Origin of the sequence: Mesorhizobium sp. B2-3-11 (genome assembly GCF_006442215.1) — a bacterium.
In the GTDB taxonomy this organism is placed as follows: Bacteria; Pseudomonadota; Alphaproteobacteria; order Rhizobiales; family Rhizobiaceae; genus Mesorhizobium; species Mesorhizobium salmacidum.
This window is the reverse complement of record NZ_VFVS01000018.1, coordinates 21,555-39,096: the sequence shown is the minus strand read 5'-3', so window position 1 is coordinate 39,096 and position 17,542 is coordinate 21,555. Positions and strand designations below refer to the sequence as shown.

Annotated in this window: 19 protein-coding genes and 1 pseudogene; 14 read left to right on the top strand and 6 right to left on the bottom strand. The window is 62.6% G+C overall.

Annotated features, from left to right (window positions below; all coding sequences use genetic code 11):
* Positions 1-24: 24 nt before the first annotated feature.
* Positions 25-585: an invasion associated locus B family protein gene (locus FJ960_RS22405; protein WP_181165837.1), complete on the bottom strand. Its 561-nt coding sequence runs from the start codon at positions 583-585 to the stop codon at positions 25-27.
* A gap of 259 nt (positions 586-844) precedes the next feature.
* On the opposite strand from FJ960_RS22405, the gene coxB reads away from it, so the two are divergent.
* The 13 genes and pseudogenes from coxB (at position 845) to FJ960_RS22340 (ending at position 11,209) form a co-directional block, all read left to right on the top strand.
* Positions 845-1,861, top strand: coding sequence for a cytochrome c oxidase subunit II (coxB, locus tag FJ960_RS22400; protein WP_181165836.1), 1,017 nt, complete (start codon positions 845-847; stop codon positions 1,859-1,861).
* Positions 1,862-1,899: 38 nt separating this feature from the next.
* Complete coding sequence (ctaD, locus tag FJ960_RS22395; protein ID WP_140507797.1) at positions 1,900-3,552, top strand: cytochrome c oxidase subunit I; 1,653 nt, start codon at positions 1,900-1,902, stop codon at positions 3,550-3,552.
* 74 nt (positions 3,553-3,626) lie between these two features.
* Positions 3,627-4,571 (top strand): heme o synthase, encoded by a 945-nt coding sequence (locus FJ960_RS22390; protein ID WP_140507795.1) that lies wholly within the window; start codon positions 3,627-3,629, stop codon positions 4,569-4,571.
* Between the two features lie 2 nt (positions 4,572-4,573).
* Entirely contained in the window at positions 4,574-4,735 is a 162-nt protein-coding gene (locus FJ960_RS22385; protein WP_140716835.1) for a hypothetical protein, read from the top strand.
* Positions 4,735-5,367, top strand: a complete 633-nt coding sequence (locus tag FJ960_RS22380; RefSeq protein ID WP_140507791.1) for a cytochrome c oxidase assembly protein — start codon at positions 4,735-4,737, stop codon at positions 5,365-5,367. The genes FJ960_RS22385 and FJ960_RS22380 overlap by 1 nt, the downstream gene beginning before the upstream one ends.
* A gap of 1 nt (position 5,368) precedes the next feature.
* Positions 5,369-6,250 (top strand): cytochrome c oxidase subunit 3, encoded by an 882-nt coding sequence (locus tag FJ960_RS22375; RefSeq protein WP_027142360.1) that lies wholly within the window; start codon positions 5,369-5,371, stop codon positions 6,248-6,250.
* 68 nt (positions 6,251-6,318) lie between these two features.
* A pseudogene (locus FJ960_RS22370) lies at positions 6,319-6,830 on the top strand (L,D-transpeptidase family protein).
* 34 nt (positions 6,831-6,864) lie between these two features.
* Entirely contained in the window at positions 6,865-7,251 is a 387-nt protein-coding gene (locus tag FJ960_RS22365; RefSeq protein ID WP_027142361.1) for a DUF983 domain-containing protein, read from the top strand.
* A complete protein-coding gene (locus FJ960_RS22360) occupies positions 7,248-8,003 on the top strand; it encodes an SURF1 family protein (RefSeq protein WP_181167452.1) in 756 nt (251 codons plus the stop codon). Before FJ960_RS22365 ends, FJ960_RS22360 begins: the two co-directional genes overlap by 4 nt.
* Before the next feature lie 70 nt (positions 8,004-8,073).
* Positions 8,074-9,084, top strand: coding sequence for a 4-hydroxy-3-methylbut-2-enyl diphosphate reductase (gene ispH, locus FJ960_RS22355; RefSeq protein WP_140716833.1), 1,011 nt, complete (start codon positions 8,074-8,076; stop codon positions 9,082-9,084).
* 6 nt (positions 9,085-9,090) lie between these two features.
* Positions 9,091-10,053 carry a homoserine kinase gene (locus FJ960_RS22350; RefSeq protein ID WP_140507787.1) on the top strand — a complete coding sequence of 321 codons (963 nt, stop codon included), beginning with the start codon at positions 9,091-9,093 and terminating at the stop codon, positions 10,051-10,053.
* On the top strand, positions 10,050-10,583 hold the full coding sequence (gene rnhA, locus FJ960_RS22345) for a ribonuclease HI (protein ID WP_140507785.1): 534 nt from the start codon (positions 10,050-10,052) through the stop codon (positions 10,581-10,583). Before FJ960_RS22350 ends, rnhA begins: the two co-directional genes overlap by 4 nt.
* 41 nt (positions 10,584-10,624) lie before the next feature.
* Complete coding sequence (locus tag FJ960_RS22340) at positions 10,625-11,209, top strand: histidine phosphatase family protein (protein ID WP_140716831.1); 585 nt, start codon at positions 10,625-10,627, stop codon at positions 11,207-11,209.
* Between the two features lie 2 nt (positions 11,210-11,211).
* Here the strand turns inward: FJ960_RS22340 and FJ960_RS22335 are convergent, their stop codons facing one another.
* The 3 genes from FJ960_RS22335 to FJ960_RS22325 all read right to left on the bottom strand — a co-directional run bounded on the left by FJ960_RS22335 (position 11,212) and on the right by FJ960_RS22325 (position 13,254).
* Positions 11,212-11,688, bottom strand: a complete 477-nt coding sequence (locus FJ960_RS22335) for a DUF2938 domain-containing protein (RefSeq protein WP_140716829.1) — start codon at positions 11,686-11,688, stop codon at positions 11,212-11,214.
* 91 nt (positions 11,689-11,779) lie between these two features.
* The gene (locus FJ960_RS22330) at positions 11,780-12,262 is read right to left on the bottom strand and encodes a peroxiredoxin (protein WP_015318782.1); all 483 of its coding nucleotides are present in this window, start codon (positions 12,260-12,262) and stop codon (positions 11,780-11,782) included.
* 185 nt (positions 12,263-12,447) lie between these two features.
* Positions 12,448-13,254, bottom strand: a complete 807-nt coding sequence (locus tag FJ960_RS22325; RefSeq protein WP_140716827.1) for a protein-disulfide reductase DsbD domain-containing protein — start codon at positions 13,252-13,254, stop codon at positions 12,448-12,450.
* A gap of 173 nt (positions 13,255-13,427) precedes the next feature.
* Here FJ960_RS22325 and FJ960_RS22320 point away from each other — a divergent pair, with 173 nt between their 5' ends.
* Positions 13,428-14,036 (top strand): YqgE/AlgH family protein, encoded by a 609-nt coding sequence (locus FJ960_RS22320; protein WP_027142370.1) that lies wholly within the window; start codon positions 13,428-13,430, stop codon positions 14,034-14,036.
* 7 nt (positions 14,037-14,043) lie between these two features.
* On the opposite strand, the gene FJ960_RS22315 is transcribed toward FJ960_RS22320, so the two are convergent.
* A complete protein-coding gene (locus FJ960_RS22315) occupies positions 14,044-16,932 on the bottom strand; it encodes an EAL domain-containing protein (protein ID WP_140507778.1) in 2,889 nt (962 codons plus the stop codon).
* A 2-nt stretch (positions 16,933-16,934) separates the two neighbouring features.
* Complete coding sequence (locus FJ960_RS22310) at positions 16,935-17,531, bottom strand: GNAT family protein (RefSeq protein ID WP_140716825.1); 597 nt, start codon at positions 17,529-17,531, stop codon at positions 16,935-16,937.
* Between the last annotated feature and the right edge of the window lie 11 nt (positions 17,532-17,542).

Sequence of the window (17,542 nt, the reverse complement as noted above, 5' to 3'; positions counted from 1 at the left end):
GTCTTGTTCAGCGCAGAGCCGCGATCAGGGCAGGGCGGCAAAGCCGTCGGCGAAACCCTTGAGGTCGACCGGGATGCCGATGCCTTCCTCAGGCGTCTGGAAGACGATGAACGTTGCCGACGTGCCGGTCTTCAGCGTGTCGAGCAGCGGCTTTTCGAGAATGACCTCGGCGTAGCAGCCGTCCTGGAAACAGCGCACGAAATAGGCGCGGCCGATGTCCTTGCCGTCGACGTTGAGGCCGAGCCCGTTCGGCAACAGCACGCCGAGCGGCGCCAGCACGCGCAGGATCTCGGCCTTGTTGTCGGCGGTGCGCAGCACGACGACCGAAAGCCCCATCTCCGGACGGTCCTCGGCGACGACGTTCTGCATCATCACGCATTGTTCCGCGGTGGCGCCGGCCGGCGTGTCGCAGATGATCGACCACGCGCCATGCGTCGAGCGCACCGTGCCGCTCGGCTGGGCGGCATTGGCCTGACCGGCGACGAACAGGCCGACCGCGGACAGCACGGCGAGAAACACGGCGTTCGCCAGGGTTCTCGAAAGTCCCGGTCGCGTATGCCTCAGTCTCGAAAGCCAAGAGTTCATGACGGCTCCATTGCGAATCACGGCACTTTAAGCCGCGCCAATACCAAGTAAAGGACGAGACCGCGGCCGGACTGTCCCGAAACAGGCAATACAGCGCTTTTCCCTGCCAAATTCGCCTGAATTACGACGCTTTGCGGGCGCCGCCAGCATAGGGCGGACAGACCGCCGAACATACTCGATTCGCTACCGTGGCCATTGCCCTGGAAGAGCTATGTCAGCTTGCGCGCAAAAATGCCGCACGGTTTCGACCGCTCCTTTCTTGCGGAGGGAAAAAGAGTATGGTTTGAACCAGCTTGAGACTGTCGGGATTCCCGTCCCGGCATTGTTCGTTATTCTCGTTGGCACCGCCGCGAGGAACTGGGAGACGAAGAGGGCGATGAGAAATTTCCTAGCTAGCGCCAGGTTTCTAGCAAGTGCCAAGTTTCTGAGTGCTTGTGCCGCTGCCACGATTTTTGCAGGCACATCCGCCCATGCCGATCAGCCCGTGGAGTGGGAGACCACCTTCCAGGCGCCGGCGACCGACATGATGCGGCAGATCGAGTGGTTCGGAAACTACACGATGTGGTTCATCGTTCCGATCACCATTCTGGTGCTGCTTCTCCTTGCCTACTGCATCGTGAGGTTCCGCGCGAGCGCCAACCCGGTTCCCTCCAACACCAGCCACAACACGCTGATCGAGGTGATCTGGACCGTCGGCCCGGTCGTCGTCCTGCTCTGTCTCGCCATTCCCTCGTTCCAGCTCTTGACCGCGCAATACACTCCGCCGGAAGAGGCCAAGCTGACGGTCAAGGCGACCGGCAACCAGTGGAACTGGGATTACGAATACCAGACCGACAACACGCTCGCCTTCAACTCCGCTATCCTCCAGGACGGTGACCGCGCCGCCGCCGGCAAGGAGGACCGCAAGGCCTATCCGCGCCTGCTCGCTGTCGACAATGAGCTGGTGGTGCCGGTCAACACAATGACCCGCGTGCTCGTCACCGCGACCGATGTGATCCACTCTTTCGCCATGCCGTCCTTCGGTATCAAAATCGACGCCGTTCCGGGGCGCACCAACGAGACCTGGTTCAAGGCGGAGAAGGAAGGCCTGTATTATGGTCAGTGCTCGCAACTCTGCGGCAAGGATCACGCCTTCATGCCGATCGCCATCCGTGTCGTCTCGGATGCGCAATTCAAGACCTGGCTGGCGGCAGCCAAGACCAATCTCCCGGGCGCCAACAAGACGCTCATGGCCGAGGTCGATGGCCAGAACAAGGTAGCGGCCGCCGGCAATTGATGTCGCGGGTTAGCAAGATTTAGGGAACGGAGCGGAACATGGCAGACGCTGCAGCTCACGACGGGCACGACCATAAGCCGTATCATGGCTGGGTGCGGTGGGTTTATTCGACCAACCACAAGGACATCGGTACGCTCTACCTGATCTTTGCGATCATGGCCGGCATCATCGGCGGCGCGCTTTCGGTCGCCATCCGCATGGAGCTGCAGGAGCCTGGTATCCAGATCTTCAGCGGCCTGGCGCAGATGGTCTATGGCATGAACGGTGACGCCGCGATCGACGGCGGCAAGAGCATGTACAATGCCTTCGCAACCGCGCACGCCCTGATTATGATCTTCTTCATGGTCATGCCGGCGCTTATCGGCGGTTTTGCCAACTGGATGGTGCCGATCATGATTGGCGCTCCCGACATGGCGTTCCCGCGCATGAACAACATTTCGTTCTGGCTGCTGCCGCCGGCGTTCATCCTGCTGCTCACCTCGATGTTCGTTCCGAGTGCGCCTGGCGCCTTTGGCGTGGGCGGCGGCTGGACGCTCTATCCGCCGCTGTCGACTTCGGGCCAGCCCGGACCGGCCATGGATCTGGCGATTCTGTCGATCCACATCGCCGGCGCCTCGTCGATCCTCGGCGCCATCAACTTTATCACCACCATCTTCAACATGCGCGCGCCCGGCATGACCCTGCACAAGATGCCGCTGTTTGCATGGTCGGTGCTGATCACCGCATTCCTGCTGCTGTTGTCCTTGCCGGTTCTGGCCGGTGGCATCACCATGCTGCTCACCGACCGCAACTTCGGCACGACGTTCTTCGCGCCTGATGGCGGTGGTGACCCGATCCTGTTCCAGCATCTGTTCTGGTTCTTCGGTCACCCGGAAGTGTACATCCTGATCCTGCCGGGCTTCGGCATCATCAGCCACGTCATCTCGACCTTTTCGCGCAAGCCGGTGTTCGGTTATCTCGGCATGGCTTACGCGATGGTCGCGATCGGCGCCGTCGGCTTCATCGTCTGGGCGCACCACATGTACACGACCGGCCTGTCGCTCGACACGCAGCGCTATTTCGTCTTCGCCACCATGGTCATCGCGGTGCCGACGGGCGTGAAGATCTTCTCCTGGATCGCAACGATGTGGGGCGGGTCGATCTCGTTCAAGACGCCGATGCTGTGGGCGCTGGGCTTCATCTTCCTGTTCACCATCGGCGGTGTCACCGGCGTCCAGCTGGCCAATGCCGGCCTCGACCGGTCGCTGCATGACACCTATTTCGTCATTGCCCACTTTCACTACGTGCTGTCGCTGGGCGCGGTGTTCGCCATCTTCGCGGGCTGGTATTACTGGTTTCCGAAGATGACCGGCTACATGTATTCGCCTGTCATCGCCAACACCCACTTCTGGGTCACCTTCGTCGGCGTCAATCTGATCTTCTTCCCGCAGCATTTCCTCGGCCTCGCCGGCATGCCGCGCCGCACCATCGACTATCCCGACGCGTTTGCGGGCTGGAACTATGTGTCGTCCATCGGTTCTTATATCTCGGCCGTCGGCGTCCTGATCTTCCTCTACTGCGTGTTCGAAGCGTTCCAGAAGAAGCGGGTGGCCGGAGCCAACCCATGGGGCGAGGGCGCAACGACTCTCGAATGGCAGCTGCCTTCGCCGCCGCCCTTCCACCAGTGGGAGCAGCTGCCGAAGATCAGGTAAGGCGGCTCCCCTCGAATGCAAAACCGCCGGTCCGCCGGCGGTTTTGGCCAACGGAATAATGGACTTGAGTACGCATGGCCCTAGTCGACAAAACCAGCATTGACGAAGCGGGCTTCCGCATGTCGGAAGCGACGGCGGGCGATTTCTTCGCCCTCCTGAAGCCGCGCGTCATGTCGCTGGTGGTGTTCACCGCCTTTGTCGGGCTAGTCGCGGCACCGGTGACCATCAACCCGCTGCTGGCGGTGATAGCCATCCTGGCTATTGCGATTGGGGCCGGCGCCTCGGGTGCTCTCAACATGTGGTACGACGCCGACATCGACGCGGTGATGACCAGGACCGCCAGCCGCCCAATCCCGTCCGGTCGTATCCAGCCGCACGAGGCGCTCAGCTTCGGCCTGGTCCTTTCGGTCCTGTCGGTGATGACGCTCGGCGTGCTGGTCAACTGGCTGGCCGCGACGCTGCTGGCCTTCACCATCTTCTTCTATGCCGTCGTGTACACGATGTGGCTGAAACGCTCGACGCCGCAGAACATTGTCATCGGCGGTGCCGCGGGCGCCATCCCGCCGGTTATCGGCTGGGCCGCGGCGACCGGATCGGTCAGCCTCGAAAGCATCATCCTGTTCCTGATCATTTTCCTGTGGACGCCGCCGCATTTCTGGGCGCTCGCGCTGTTCAAGTCCGAGGACTATGGCCGCGCCGGCATCCCGATGATGCCGAACGTTGCCGGCCATGCATCGACCCGCCGTCAGATTTTCGCCTACGCAGTGGTGCTGGCCCCGGTCGGCGTGCTGCCCTGGCTGCTCGGCTACACGACGCCATTCTATGGCGTGGCCGCTCTGCTGCTGGGCGTTGGTTTCGTCTGGTATGCCTGGAAAGTGCTTGGCATGGCCGACGACGACCGCGCCATGAAGCCGGCCAAGGCCCTGTTCGCCTATTCGCTGCTCTATCTCTTCGCCATCTTCGCCGCCTATCTGGCCGACTGTGTCGTCGAACGCGCGCTTGCCATGGGTGGGGCATGACTATGGTTGAGAAAGAACTCGAGATGGTCACCTTGACCGATCGCCAGAAGAAGGCCCAGCGCAGCCGTTCCATTGCGATAGGCGTAGCGCTGGCTCTGCTGGTCGTGATTTTCTACATCGCCACGATCGTGAAGTTCGGCCACAATTTGTCGGGCAAGATCTGATGAGCGTCGAGACGCCCAGAAAGACGGCCGGCAAGACCAGCAACCGCGCCGTCGCGGCCGTCTGCCTCGCCTTCTTCACCGGCATGATCGGCATGGCCTATGCAGCCGTGCCGCTCTACAAGATGTTCTGCCAGGCGACCGGTTACGGTGGTACCACGCAGCGTGTCGAGAGGCAGTATGCCGGCCGCGTGCTTGACCGCGAGGTTACCGTCCGCTTCGACGCCAACATCGCCGGCGTGCCTTGGGAGTTCCAGCCGGTCCAGCGCTCGATGACCATGAAGATCGGGCAGACCGTGCAGGCGCACTATCAGGCGACCAACAAGTTCAATCGCCCCGTCACAGGCCGCGCCACCTTCAACGTGCAGCCGGAACTGGCCGGTCCGTACTTCAACAAGGTCGAATGCTTCTGCTTTACCGACACGACGCTGAAGCCCGGCGAGACGCTGGACATGCCGGTCCTGTTCTATGTGGACCCCGACATCGTGAATGTGCCGGAACTGAAGGACATCAAGACAATCACCCTGTCCTATACGATGTTCCCGGTCGAGAAGAACAAGCCGGTCGCCTCCTCGGAGCCAGCCAAGGGCAATAGCAAGACAGTTTCAGATACCGAAGGAAATCTCGGGGGTTGATATGGCAGACGCTCACGCAAAACCACACCATGACTACCATCTCGTCGACCCTAGCCCGTGGCCCTTCGTGGGATCGGTCGGAGCGCTTGTCACCGCTTTTGGCGGTGTCTGCCTCATGGAATACCTGAAGGGCGGCTCCTTCCCGATCTTCGGCTTCAACATCGCCAATCCGTGGCTGTTCTTCATCGGCATCGTGATCGTCCTGTACACCATGTTCGCCTGGTGGTCTGACACGATCAAGGAAGCGCATGAGGGCCACCACACGCGCGTCGTGTCGCTCCACCTGCGCTACGGCATGATCATGTTCATCGCCTCGGAGGTGATGTTCTTCGTCGCCTGGTTCTGGGCCTATTTCGATGCCAGCCTTTTTGCCGGGGAGGTGCAGAACTACGCGCGCCACACGTTTACCGGTGGTGTCTGGCCGCCGAAGGGCATGGAGGTTCTCGATCCCTTCCATCTGCCGCTTTACAACACCGTCATCCTGCTGCTGTCGGGCACCACGGTCACCTGGGCGCATCACTCGCTCCTCCATGGCGACCGCAAGGGGCTGGTCAACGGCCTGGTGCTGACCGTCGGCCTCGGTATGCTGTTCACCATGGTGCAGGCCTACGAGTACATGCACGCGCCGTTCGGCTTCAAGGATTCCATCTACGGCGCCACCTTTTTCATGGCGACCGGCTTCCATGGCTTCCATGTCATCATCGGCACCATCTTCCTGCTGGTCTGCCTGATCCGCGCGATGAAGGGCGACTTCACCCCCAAGCAGCATTTCGGCTTCGAGGCGGCCGCCTGGTACTGGCATTTCGTCGACGTGGTCTGGCTGTTCCTGTTTGCCTCGATCTACGTCTGGGGATCGGTCGGCGCGGTGATCGAAGGTCACTGATCCCGCCTTTGGGATTCGATTTAGGGAGGCGGCCGCGGCGACGTGGCCGCCTTCTTCTTTTCGGCGCTATGATCGTCGATCGATGGAAGATGCGGCTGATCTCGGTAATTTTCGCGTTTATCGTCTTGGCATTCCCGGCTCTTGCCGGTGACAGGGTCGATCTGGTGCGTGTCCATAAGGCGCAACGGCGGCTCGAACTGATCGGCGACGGCAAGCAAGGTCCTGCGCAGCTACGGGATTGCGCTCGATGGGGATCCCTTCGGCCACAAGCACCAGGAGGGCGATCAGCGCACGCCCGAGGGGGCGCTATATCCTCGACTGGCGCAATCCCAACAGCATCGCGCACAAGTCGATCCATGTCTCTTATCCCGATGCCAAGGATCTGGTGGCCGCGAAGGCACGCAATGTCGATCCCGGCGGCATGATCATGATCCACGGCCAGCCGAACGGCTTCGGCCGGTGGGGCTGGCTGCTTCAATTGGTCGACTGGACCGATGGCTGCATTGGGGTTACGGACTCCGACATGGACGAAATCTGGGCAATGGTGGCCGATGGGACGCCGATCGATATCGGGCAATGACCGTGAATGAAGACAACCATGAGTGAAGACAACCATGAGTGAAGATAGGGCGATCTGGCCTCCGATCGATCCGATCTCGGCCGGCCTGCACGGCCGTTGCCCGCGTTGCGGCGAGGGGCGGCTGTTCTCCGGCTTTCTCACCGTCGGCAAGCGCTGCGTCAATTGCGGCCTCGACTATTCCTACGCCGATGCCGGCGACGGGCCGGCGGTCTTCGTCATCCTGATCATCGGCTTCATCATCGTCGGCCTGGCGCTCTGGGTCGAGGTGACGCTGAGCCCGCCGCTCTGGCTGCATCTGCTGATATGGATCCCACTGGCCCTGGTGCTGTGCCTGACGGCGCTCCGGTTGATCAAGGGCGTGCTGCTCACCCTGCAATACCGCAACAAAGCGGCCGAGGGTCGGCTGGACCGCGGCGAATGAGCGAGGCTTCCGTCAACGTCGGCGGCCGTTCGCGGCCGAGATCGGCACTGTTGTTCGCCCTTGGCCTTGCGCTGTTCTTAATCTTGCTGGCGCTCGGCACATGGCAGGTCCAGCGCCTGCACTGGAAGGAAGGCCTGCTGCAGACCATCGACCAGCGCACGCATTCGGCGCCGCTGCCGCTGGCCGAGGTCGAGAAGGAATTCGCCTCGACCGGCGACGTCGACTACACGCCGGTCACTGTCACCGGCACTTTCCTGCATTCCGGCGAACGGCATTTCTACGCGACCTGGCAAGGGGATGCCGGCTTCAATGTCTACACGCCGCTGGCCCTTGACGATGGCCGTTTCGTCCTGATCAACCGTGGCTTTGTGCCCTACGACCTCAAGGACGCCGCCAAGCGCGCCAAGGGACAGGTGGCGGGCAAGGTCACGGTCACCGGGCTTGCCCGCAACCCGCTTCCGGCAAAGCCCTCCATGATGCTTCCCGACAATAACGTGGCCACGAACATCTTCTACTGGAAGGACCGCGACGTCATGGCCGCGAGCGCCGGCCTGCCTGCCGGCTTCACGCTGGTGCCGATCTTCATCGATGCCGACAAGACGCCAAATCCAGGCGGCCTGCCGGTCGGAGGCGTCACCATCATCGATCTGCCGAACAGCCATCTGCAATATGCTGTCACCTGGTACGGGCTTGCCGCGGCGCTTGCCGCCGTACTCATCCTACGGCTTCGCCGGCCGGCGAAAGAGGACTGAATACGAGCGATACCCTTGACAGGGCAGGGGTGGGCACCTCATTTCGGCGCTGACGAACCGGCAGGATTTAATGCTTCACACAATCGCCAAGCCTTCTCTGACGATCCGGCTCTGCCAGCCGCGCGGTTTTTGCGCGGGCGTCGACCGTGCCATCCAGATTGTCGTGCTGGCACTGAAGAAATATGGCGCGCCGGTCTATGTCCGCCACGAGATCGTGCACAACCGCTATGTTGTCGAGGGGCTGCAAAGCCTCGGCGCCGTCTTCATCGAGGAACTTTCCGAAATTCCGGCCGAACACCGGCAGTCGCCGGTCGTCTTTTCGGCGCACGGCGTGCCCAAGTCGGTGCCGGCGGACGCGCAGGCGCGCAACCTGTTCTATCTCGACGCAACCTGTCCGCTGGTCTCCAAGGTCCACAAACAGGCGATGCGTCACCAGCGGCTTGGCCGCCACGTTCTGCTGATCGGCCATGCCGGGCACCCCGAGGTGATCGGCACCATGGGGCAGTTGCCGGAAGGCGCGGTAACGCTGATCGAGACCGAAGCCGATGCCGCCCGGCTTGTGCCGGCCGATCCCAAGGCACTCGGTTTCGTCACCCAGACCACGCTCTCGGTCGAGGATACCGCCGGCATCATCCGCGCACTGCAGGAGCGCTTTCCGGACCTTCAGGCGCCGGCGGCGGAATCGATCTGCTACGCCACCACCAACCGCCAGGAGGCGGTCAAGGACACCGCCCCGGGTGCTGACCTCTATCTGATCGTCGGCGCTCCCAATTCCTCGAATTCGCGCCGCCTCGTCGAAGTTGCGGAACGCGCCGGCGCCGCCATGTCGCTTCTCGTGCAGCGCGCCGCTGAAATTCCGTGGAATGAGATCGGCGGCATTTCGACGCTTGGCCTGTCGGCCGGGGCATCGGCGCCGGAGATCATCGTCGACGAGATCATCGACGCGTTCCGCCAGCGTTTCGATGTGACCATCGACCTGGCCATCACGGCCACCGAAACAGAGGATTTTCCGGTCATGCGGGTATTGCGCGATGTCGAACTGACGCCGGCCGACATGGCTTTCGTCAACGGAGCCGCGTGAACGGCCATGGCGGTCTATACAGACGTTGCGGAGGGCGAACTCGGCGCTTTCCTGAAGCACTACCCGGTCGGCGATCTCCTGTCCTACAAGGGCATCGCCGAGGGCACCGAGAATTCGAACTTCCTGCTGCACACCTCCAGCGGCTCCTACATCCTGACGCTCTATGAAAAGCGGGTCGAGAAGAAGGATCTGCCGTTCTTCCTCGGGTTGATGGGCCACCTCGCAAACAAGGGGGTGTCCTGCCCGCTGCCGGTGACCGCGCATGACGGCAGCGTAATCGGCACGCTGGCCGGCCGGCCGGCGGTCATCATCACCTTTCTCGAAGGGCTTTCGCTGCGGCGACCGGCCGCGACGCATTGCGCCGAGGTTGGCAAGGCGCTGGCCGCGCTGCATCTGGCTGGCGCCGATTTTTCCATGAGGCGCCCGAACGCGCTCGCTCTCGATGGCTGGCGCAAGCTTTGGGATGCGTCTCGCGAGCGCGCCGACGAGGTCGAGCCGGGCCTTGCGGCCGAGGTCGATGCCGACTTCGCCGATTTCGAGCAGAACTGGCCCAAGGGCCTTCCCGAGGGCATCATCCATGCCGATCTTTTCCCGGACAATGTCTTTTTCCTGGGCGAGAAGTTATCGGGGCTGATCGATTTCTATTTCGCCTGTGACGATCTCTACGCCTACGATGTCGCCACCTGCCTCAATGCCTGGTGCTTCGAGAAGGATTTTTCCTTCAATCTCACCAAGGGCAAGGCATTGCTTGCCGGTTATCAGAGCGTGCGCCCCCTGAGCGCGGAGGAGAAGGCGGCGCTGCCCATGCTGGCGCGCGGCTCGGCGCTACGCTTCATGCTGACCCGGCTTTACGATTGGCTGACCGTCCCCGATGGCGGGCTGGTGATGAAACGCGATCCGACCGAATACATCAGAAGAATGCGGTTCCATCGGGCGATCAGGTCTCCTTCGGAATATGGATTGGCATGAGCAAGCAGGTTGAAATCTTTACCGATGGCGCCTGTTCAGGCAATCCCGGCCCCGGCGGCTGGGGCGCCATCCTGCGCTTCAACGGCACCACCAAGGAGCTTTTCGGCGGCGAGGCCGAGACCACCAACAACCGCATGGAATTGCTGGCGGCCATTTCAGCGCTGAACGCCTTGAAGGAGCCTTGCACGGTCGAGCTTCATACCGACAGCAAATACGTCATGGACGGCATTTCCAAATGGATCCATGGCTGGAAGAGGAATGGCTGGAAGACCGCCGACAAGAAGCCGGTCAAGAACGGCGAGCTCTGGCAGGCGCTGGACGAGGCCAACCGGCGCCACAAGGTCACCTGGAACTGGGTGAAGGGCCATGCCGGCCATACCGAGAACGAGCGTGCCGACGAACTGGCAAGGGAAGGCATGGCGCCGTTCAAGAAGGGACCTTTCAGGCCGGCGGTGTCGGCACCGAAGCCCGATACCCAGGCAAAGCAGCCGCTGGTCACGAAAGCACGTCGTTCGACCCAGAGCTATTGAGCTTCTGTTCGCGGCGGCTGACCGGCCGGAGAATTTCTGTCATGCCGATCGCCTACTACATCACCCATCCTCAGGTTCAGATCGACGCCACTATTCCGGTACCGGATTGGGGCCTGTCCGACATCGGCCGGGCCAGGGCGCACGCAATGCTGAACCAGCCGTGGATCGCATCGATCGGACATGTGGTGTCGTCGGCCGAACGCAAGGCCATCGAAACCGCCGAAGTGCTCGGGCGGCATCTAAATCTTGCCGTAGAGGTGAGGCAGCGGATGCATGAGAACGACCGGTCGGCGACGGGTTTCCTGCCGCCTCCGGAGTTCGAGGCGGTCGCCGATCAGTTCTTCGCCAATCCGCACGAAAGCATCCGTGGCTGGGAGCGGGCCATCGACGCGCAGCAGCGCATCGTGAGCGAGGTCGAGGCCGTGCTCGATGCCGGCGGCGCCGGCAACATTGCTTTTGTGGGCCATGGAGGCGTGGGAACACTCCTGCTGTTGTCGCTGAGTGGCAGGCAGATCAGCCGCGAAGCGGATCAGCCGGCGGGCGGCGGCAATTATTTTGCTTACAATATCGGTGCGCGCCACGTTATCCATGGATGGCAGCCGATCGACAGGCTGGAACAGCCCTGATTTTAACGGATCAGCAGCGCCGTAACCCAAAGGCCGAGCGCGAACACCGTGTGCGAGACCAGATTGAGGGCGCGGATCTGCATCGGGTTCGGCCGCTTTGAAGCCGCCCAGCCGGCGCCCATGCCTGGCGCCAGCAGGAACCACCCGGCGCCGACGGTGACGATGCCGAGGATGAAGGCCGGCAGGAAGGTCGGGGAGGCCAGCCAGCCTGCGCCCGCCAGCACCACCAGGATAATGCCGTAGACGATGCCGACGAAGTAATGGAAAGCCCAGCCCAGCGCCTTCTCATGAGCGTAGGGCGCCGCATCACCGATATCGTCATGAAACACCTTGTCGCCGAGGTGCCAGACCCAGCGCCCGACCGGCCCCCAGTTCGGCCGTGGCTGGCCAAACGCCTTGTGCAGGAAAAAGGCCCAGACGTCCATCAGAACGGTGGCGCCGACGCCGATCGCGATAGCGCGCCAGAAGATATCAAACATCGTTGATCCCCCGAAAATCGGCAGTTCTGGAGCGCAGCCGCATGTCGGGCGAGGCCAGCCGTTGCGACCTCGCCTGACCGGCCGTCGAAGCTCAGAGCTGGCCGAGAATATGAGCCGCGCCTGACTCATCGACACCGGGTTTGGTCTCGACATTGAGCGCGGTGACCTTGCCGTCGTCGATAATCATCGAAAAACGCTTCGAGCGCAGGCCCATGCCGCCACCGGAGTAGTCCGCGTCAAGACCGACCGCCTTGGCGAAATCGCCATTGCCGTCGGCGAGGAACAGGATCTTGCCTTCGCCGCCGGTGAAGCGCGCCCAGGCGCCCATGACGTGGACGTCGTTGACTGAAACGACTGCGATAGTGTCGACGCCGCGCGCCAGGATCGCATCATGGTTCTCGAGATAGCCGGGCAGATGGTTATTGCTGCAGGTCGGCGTGAAGGCGCCGGGAACGCCGAACAGCACCACTTTCTTGCCCGGAAAAATCTCGGCCGACGTGATCGGCTTCGCGCCGTCGGCTGTCATGGTCTTGAAGGTCGCCTCGGGCAGCTTGTCGCCAACGGAGATGGTCATGAGTTCCTCGCTTGGGGAATGGGAAGGACGCGTGCTTGCCTAGCGAACTCGGTGGCTTCCTGCAACCATCGCGGCAGTAGCTTCAGTACATGTCGCCCAAAATGCGCAGCGGTCTTGGGCTGACGACATGTACAAGAAGATGACCTTGGAGCGCATCGTACGGATTCGTTTCAATACGACGCGCTTTAAGGGAAAGGCAGCAGCCCTTCGACCGCGCCCGCCGAACTCGTCAGCGTGTAGTGGAGCCCGCCGTCCGTCGGCGTCGTCGAGGGGCGATCGAGGATCGGCACGGTGAAGATCAACTTGCCGTCTTTTTCCGCGCGGGAGGAGGTGCCGAACATATAATCGCGCTCGCCGGCGACGAAGAAATCCGCTGCCTGCGGATCGCCAGGGAAGCTCGCCTCGACAACCAGCGTTTCGTGATCGCCCGGCAGCACCTTGACGCCAAAATCGGGTTTTGCAGGTGCCGGCAATGCCGTGAAACTCGCCTTTACCAATGCCGCGTCGTCGGCATTGTCGGGATCGGAAGCTGGGTCGACGCTCAGCCGTGTCTGCACCGGGATGCAGATGGTTTCACAAATGCCGAGAAAAATGTCGGCATCGATGACGGCCGGCTGGTCCGGCGTCGCCAGCGTGAACGTCACCGGCAGCGAAACCGGATAGTTGTAGCCGGCCCATTTGCCATAACCATCGTCGTGGCGCTGCGGTGCGGGAAACGACAGTGTCGCATCGGCGATATTGGTGCTGGCCGAAATGTCCAGCTGTGGCGGCACACCTGCGTCACCCGGGTCGCGCCAGTAAGTCTTCCAGCCGGGTTTGAGCGCGATATCGAGAACACCCTGGATGCGGCCGGCGTCGTCCCGCTTGCCGCTGGTCACCAGCCGCACCTTGCCGCCCTCGCTGTTGTACCAGGCTGATGAGGAGGCGGTGGCGGGGAGGGCGACCGCCAATCCGATGGCAGTGCCGAGCAACAGGATTTTCAAGCTTTGCATGGCGATGATTTGAGCGTCCCTTCGTGGCCACGCAATGATTTCATGGCCCTTGCCGATATCATATTTGCGTGACCTGCGCGGACAAGCCAAGGCCGGCCCCGCAATGTGGGCTTTGGTCGAATCCGGTACTGCGCATCTTTTCGGCGCCCGGGAAACGCGTTACGCTCCCTGGCATGGATTTGTTGCGCCACAAGAAGACAGCCGCCGGACGCGGCTTTCTCGACGATCAGTTCCTGATTGCCATGCCCGGCATGAAGGACGACCGTTTCACGCGCTCGGTCATCTACATCTGCGCCCACAGCGATGAAGGCGCGATGGGCCTGATCATCAACCAGACGCAGCAGATGCTGTTTCCGGACCTTTTGGTGCAGCTCGGCATCATGAACGAGCTGGAGGCGATCCGCCTTCCGGCGCAGGCGCGCGATTTCGTCGTGCGCAATGGCGGGCCTGTCGACCGCAGCCGGGGCTTCGTCCTGCATTCGGGCGACTACCGCGTGGACTCCTCGCTCACCGTTTCCGACGACATCTGCCTGACCGCGACCGTCGACATATTGCGGGCGATATCGTCAGGGCGAGGGCCGCGCCGCGCGCTGATGGCGCTCGGCTATTCGGGTTGGGGCGCCGGCCAACTGGAAACCGAGATCGCCGAGAATGGCTGGTTGACCTGCCCGGCGACGCCGGAATTGCTGTTCGACGCCGATATCGAGCGCAAATACGATCGCATACTCGCGTCGATCGGCATCGATCTCGCCCATCTCAGCCTGGCCGCCGGACACGCCTGAGATTCTCTCAGGCCTGGGTCAGCGGATACTGCTCCTTCAGTGTCTTCAGCACCTGGTCGCCCGGCATCGGCGCGCCGAACATGAAGCTCTGCACATATTCGCAGCCCATCTGACGCAGCTCCAACGCATCGCGCTCGTCTGATATGCCTTCGGCGACCACCGACAGGCCGAGCTCATGCGCCATGTTGACCATGGATTTGAGCAGCACCGCGCGTTTTGGCGTGCTGTCGTCGACGAAGCTCTTGTCGATCTTGATGGTGTCGAACGGGAACCGCGTCAGATAGGCGAGCGATGAATAGCCGGTGCCGAAATCGTCCAGCGACAGGCCGATGCCGAGCTGCTTCAGCTTGGTCAGTACGTGGGCCGTCTGCTCGGGATTGTCCATGACCAGGGATTCGGTGAGTTCGAGCCGGAAGCAGCGCGGCTTCAAATTGGCGCGCGCGATCACGGAACGCACATCGCTGACGAGGTCGCGGCGGATGAGCTGGCGGCTGGACAGGTTGACCGAGACCGACAGCGGCGCGTCGCCGATCTGCTTTTGCCATCCTGCGAGATCCTCGGCTGCCTGCTGCATGGCAAACAGCCCAAGCTGCACGATCAGCCCGCAGCTTTCGGCGACCGGGATGAAATCGGCCGGCGGGATCATGCCGCGGCGTGGATGGTCCCAGCGCAGCAACGCTTCGAAGCCGGCGACGCTGCCGTCTTCCAGGCGCACGATCGGCTGATAGGCCAGCGTGAATTCGCGCCGTTCGATGGCGCGACGCAGGTCGGATTCGAACTGCAGACGGTCGGTGCCGACTGTGCGGAAAGCCGGCCGGAACGGCTCGATCCTGTCGCCGCCGAAACGCTTGGCCTGATGCATGGCGAGCTCCGCATCCTTGACCATGTCCTCGGCCGAGGTCTGCGCCGAGGTCCAGGTGATCAGGCCGATCGAGGCGGTCAGCACGATCTCGCGCTTGGCAAAGGTGATCGGATTGTTGATCGCATGCTTGATCGCATCGGCCACGCCGGCGATGCGGGCGGGATCCTGCTCGGACAGCAGCATCAGCGCGAACTGGTCGCCGGCGAAGCGCGACAGCGAATCCTTCGGCTTCAACAGCCGGTGCAGGCGCCGCGCTATGGTGAGCAGGATGGTGTCGCCGGCCGAGATTCCGAGCCCATCATTGACCTGCTTGAAGCGGTCGATGTCGATCACGAAGACGGTCGGCCGAACCTTCTCTTCGGTGCGGGCGATCGAGATGATCGCCTCCAGCCGGTTCATGAACAATTCGCGGTTCGGCAGGCCGGTCAGATTGTCGTGCACGGCGTCGTGCAGCAGCCGCTCCTCGGATTTCTTTTGTTCGGTTACGTCGACCATGGTGCCGACGCAGCGGATCACCTCGCCGTCCGACCCGATCACCGGGCGCGCGCGCAGGGCAAACCAGTGATAGTGCCCGTCGGCGCCGCGCAGGCGGAAATTCTGCGCCACCTTGCCGCGGCGATGCTCCAGAACGACGTCGAGCGTCGTGCGGAACGTGTCGCGGTCATCGGCATGCAGCACCGGCAGCCAGTTGCGCGCGGCACCGCCCAGGCTGTTGGGGGCAAGGCCGAGCTGGATGCTGACATCGGGTTTGGTCACCACGCGGTCGCGCAGCACGTCCCAGTCCCACACCGTATCGCCCGACCCGGCGACGGCCAGCGCCTGTCGCTCGAGATCGGAGAACAGCCCCTGATGCAGCGCACCGCCTGCAAAGGCGTGCTGCATGACGGTGAAGCCGATCAGCAGGATGATCAGGATCAGCCCACCGCCGAGCGCCGGCTGGGCGATGTCGTTGTCGAGCATGCCGGTGATCGCCATCCACGATCCGCATAGCCATAACAGCACCATGACCCAACTGGGCACCAGCATGATCGCTCGGTCATAACCACGAATACCGAGGAAGATGATCAGGCCGAGCCCGGTCAGCGCCGTGGCGGCAAACGAGATGCGGGCGATGCCGGCGGCAACCGCCGGATCGACGATGGCGACGCCGGCGATCAGCAGCAGGCCCAGAATCCAGACCAGGGCGCCATAGCTGAAATGGCCATGCCATCGGTTGAGGTTGAGATAAGCGAACAGGAAGACCACGAAGGTCGCCGCCAGCGCCACCTCCGTTCCGGCCCGCCACATTTGCTCGTTGCCGGGCGAAATCTCGATGACCTTGTTGAGGAAGCCGAAATCAACGCAGATATAGGCAAGCACCGCCCAGGCAAGGGCCGCCGTCGCCGGGAACATCGACGTGCCCTTGACGACGAACAATATGGTCAGGAACAGCGCCAGAAGGCCTGCGATGCCGATGACGATGCCACGAAACAGCGTGTAGGAATTGACCGAGTCCTTGTAGGATTCCGGATCCCAGAGGTAGACCTGCGGCAGCTTCGGCGAGGCAAGCTCGGCGATGAAGGTGATCACCGTGCCGGGGTTCAGCGTCACCCGGAACACGTCGGCGTCGGGGCTGGTCTGGCGGTCGAGCGCGAAGCCTTCGCTGGGCGTGATGGCCGCGATGCGCGTCGAGCCCAGATCCGGCCAGAAGATGCCGGAATTGACCAGCCGGAAATGCGGCGCGACAATCAGCCTATCGAGCTGCTGGTCGGTGGTGTTGGCGAGCGCGAAAACCGCCCAGTCACCGGTCGAGCGGGCATCGTTGGCCTCGACCTCGATGCGCCGCACGATGCCGTCCGGCCCGGGCGCGGTCGACACCTGGAAGTTCTCACCCTGGTTGCGGTAGATCTCGACAGCGCGCGAAAGGTCGAGCGCGACATCGTCGCGCGCAATCTTGATGGGTTCGACGGCAAAGGCCGATGAAGCGGCGCACAGCGTCAGCATCGTCGCCAGCAGAACGGCGATCAGCGGCCCGTTTCGCAGGAAATTCGTCAAAATCAGTCCTTCGTTCCAGCGCCCGGCGGATCGTCGGCGATCCGGGCGTAGAGGTAGTGGTCCTGCCAGACGCCGTTGATCCTGAGATAGGATCGCAGAAGTCCTTCGCGCCGGAATCCGGCTTTTTCAAGCACGCGGATCGACCTGATATTGTCGGGAATACAGGCGGCTTCGATCCGGTGCAACCTCAGCGTATCGAAGGCGAAGCGGGCCACCACCTTGACCGCATCGGTCATCAGGCCGCGGCCGCCGAACCGCTCGCCGATCCAGTAGCCGACATGGCCACTTTGCGAGACGCCGTGGCGTATGTTGCCGAGCGTGATGCCGCCCGCGAGCTTGCCGCTCGACTTCTCGAAGATGAAGAAAGCGATCGCGGTTCCCTGCGCATAGTCCTCGCGATAGCGGCTGATGCGCAGGCGCCATGCCGTGCGATCGAGTTCGTCCGGGGTCCAGCGCGGTTCCCATGGCTCCAGGAACGCCCGGCTTTCGCCGCGCACCGTCGACCACTCGCGGTAGTCGTTGGTGAACGGCACGCGCAGCGTGACCAGGTTGCCCTTCAGTGCCGGCAGGTCACGGCGAAAGAAAGGGAGCGCGAACACGGCGCTGGGGA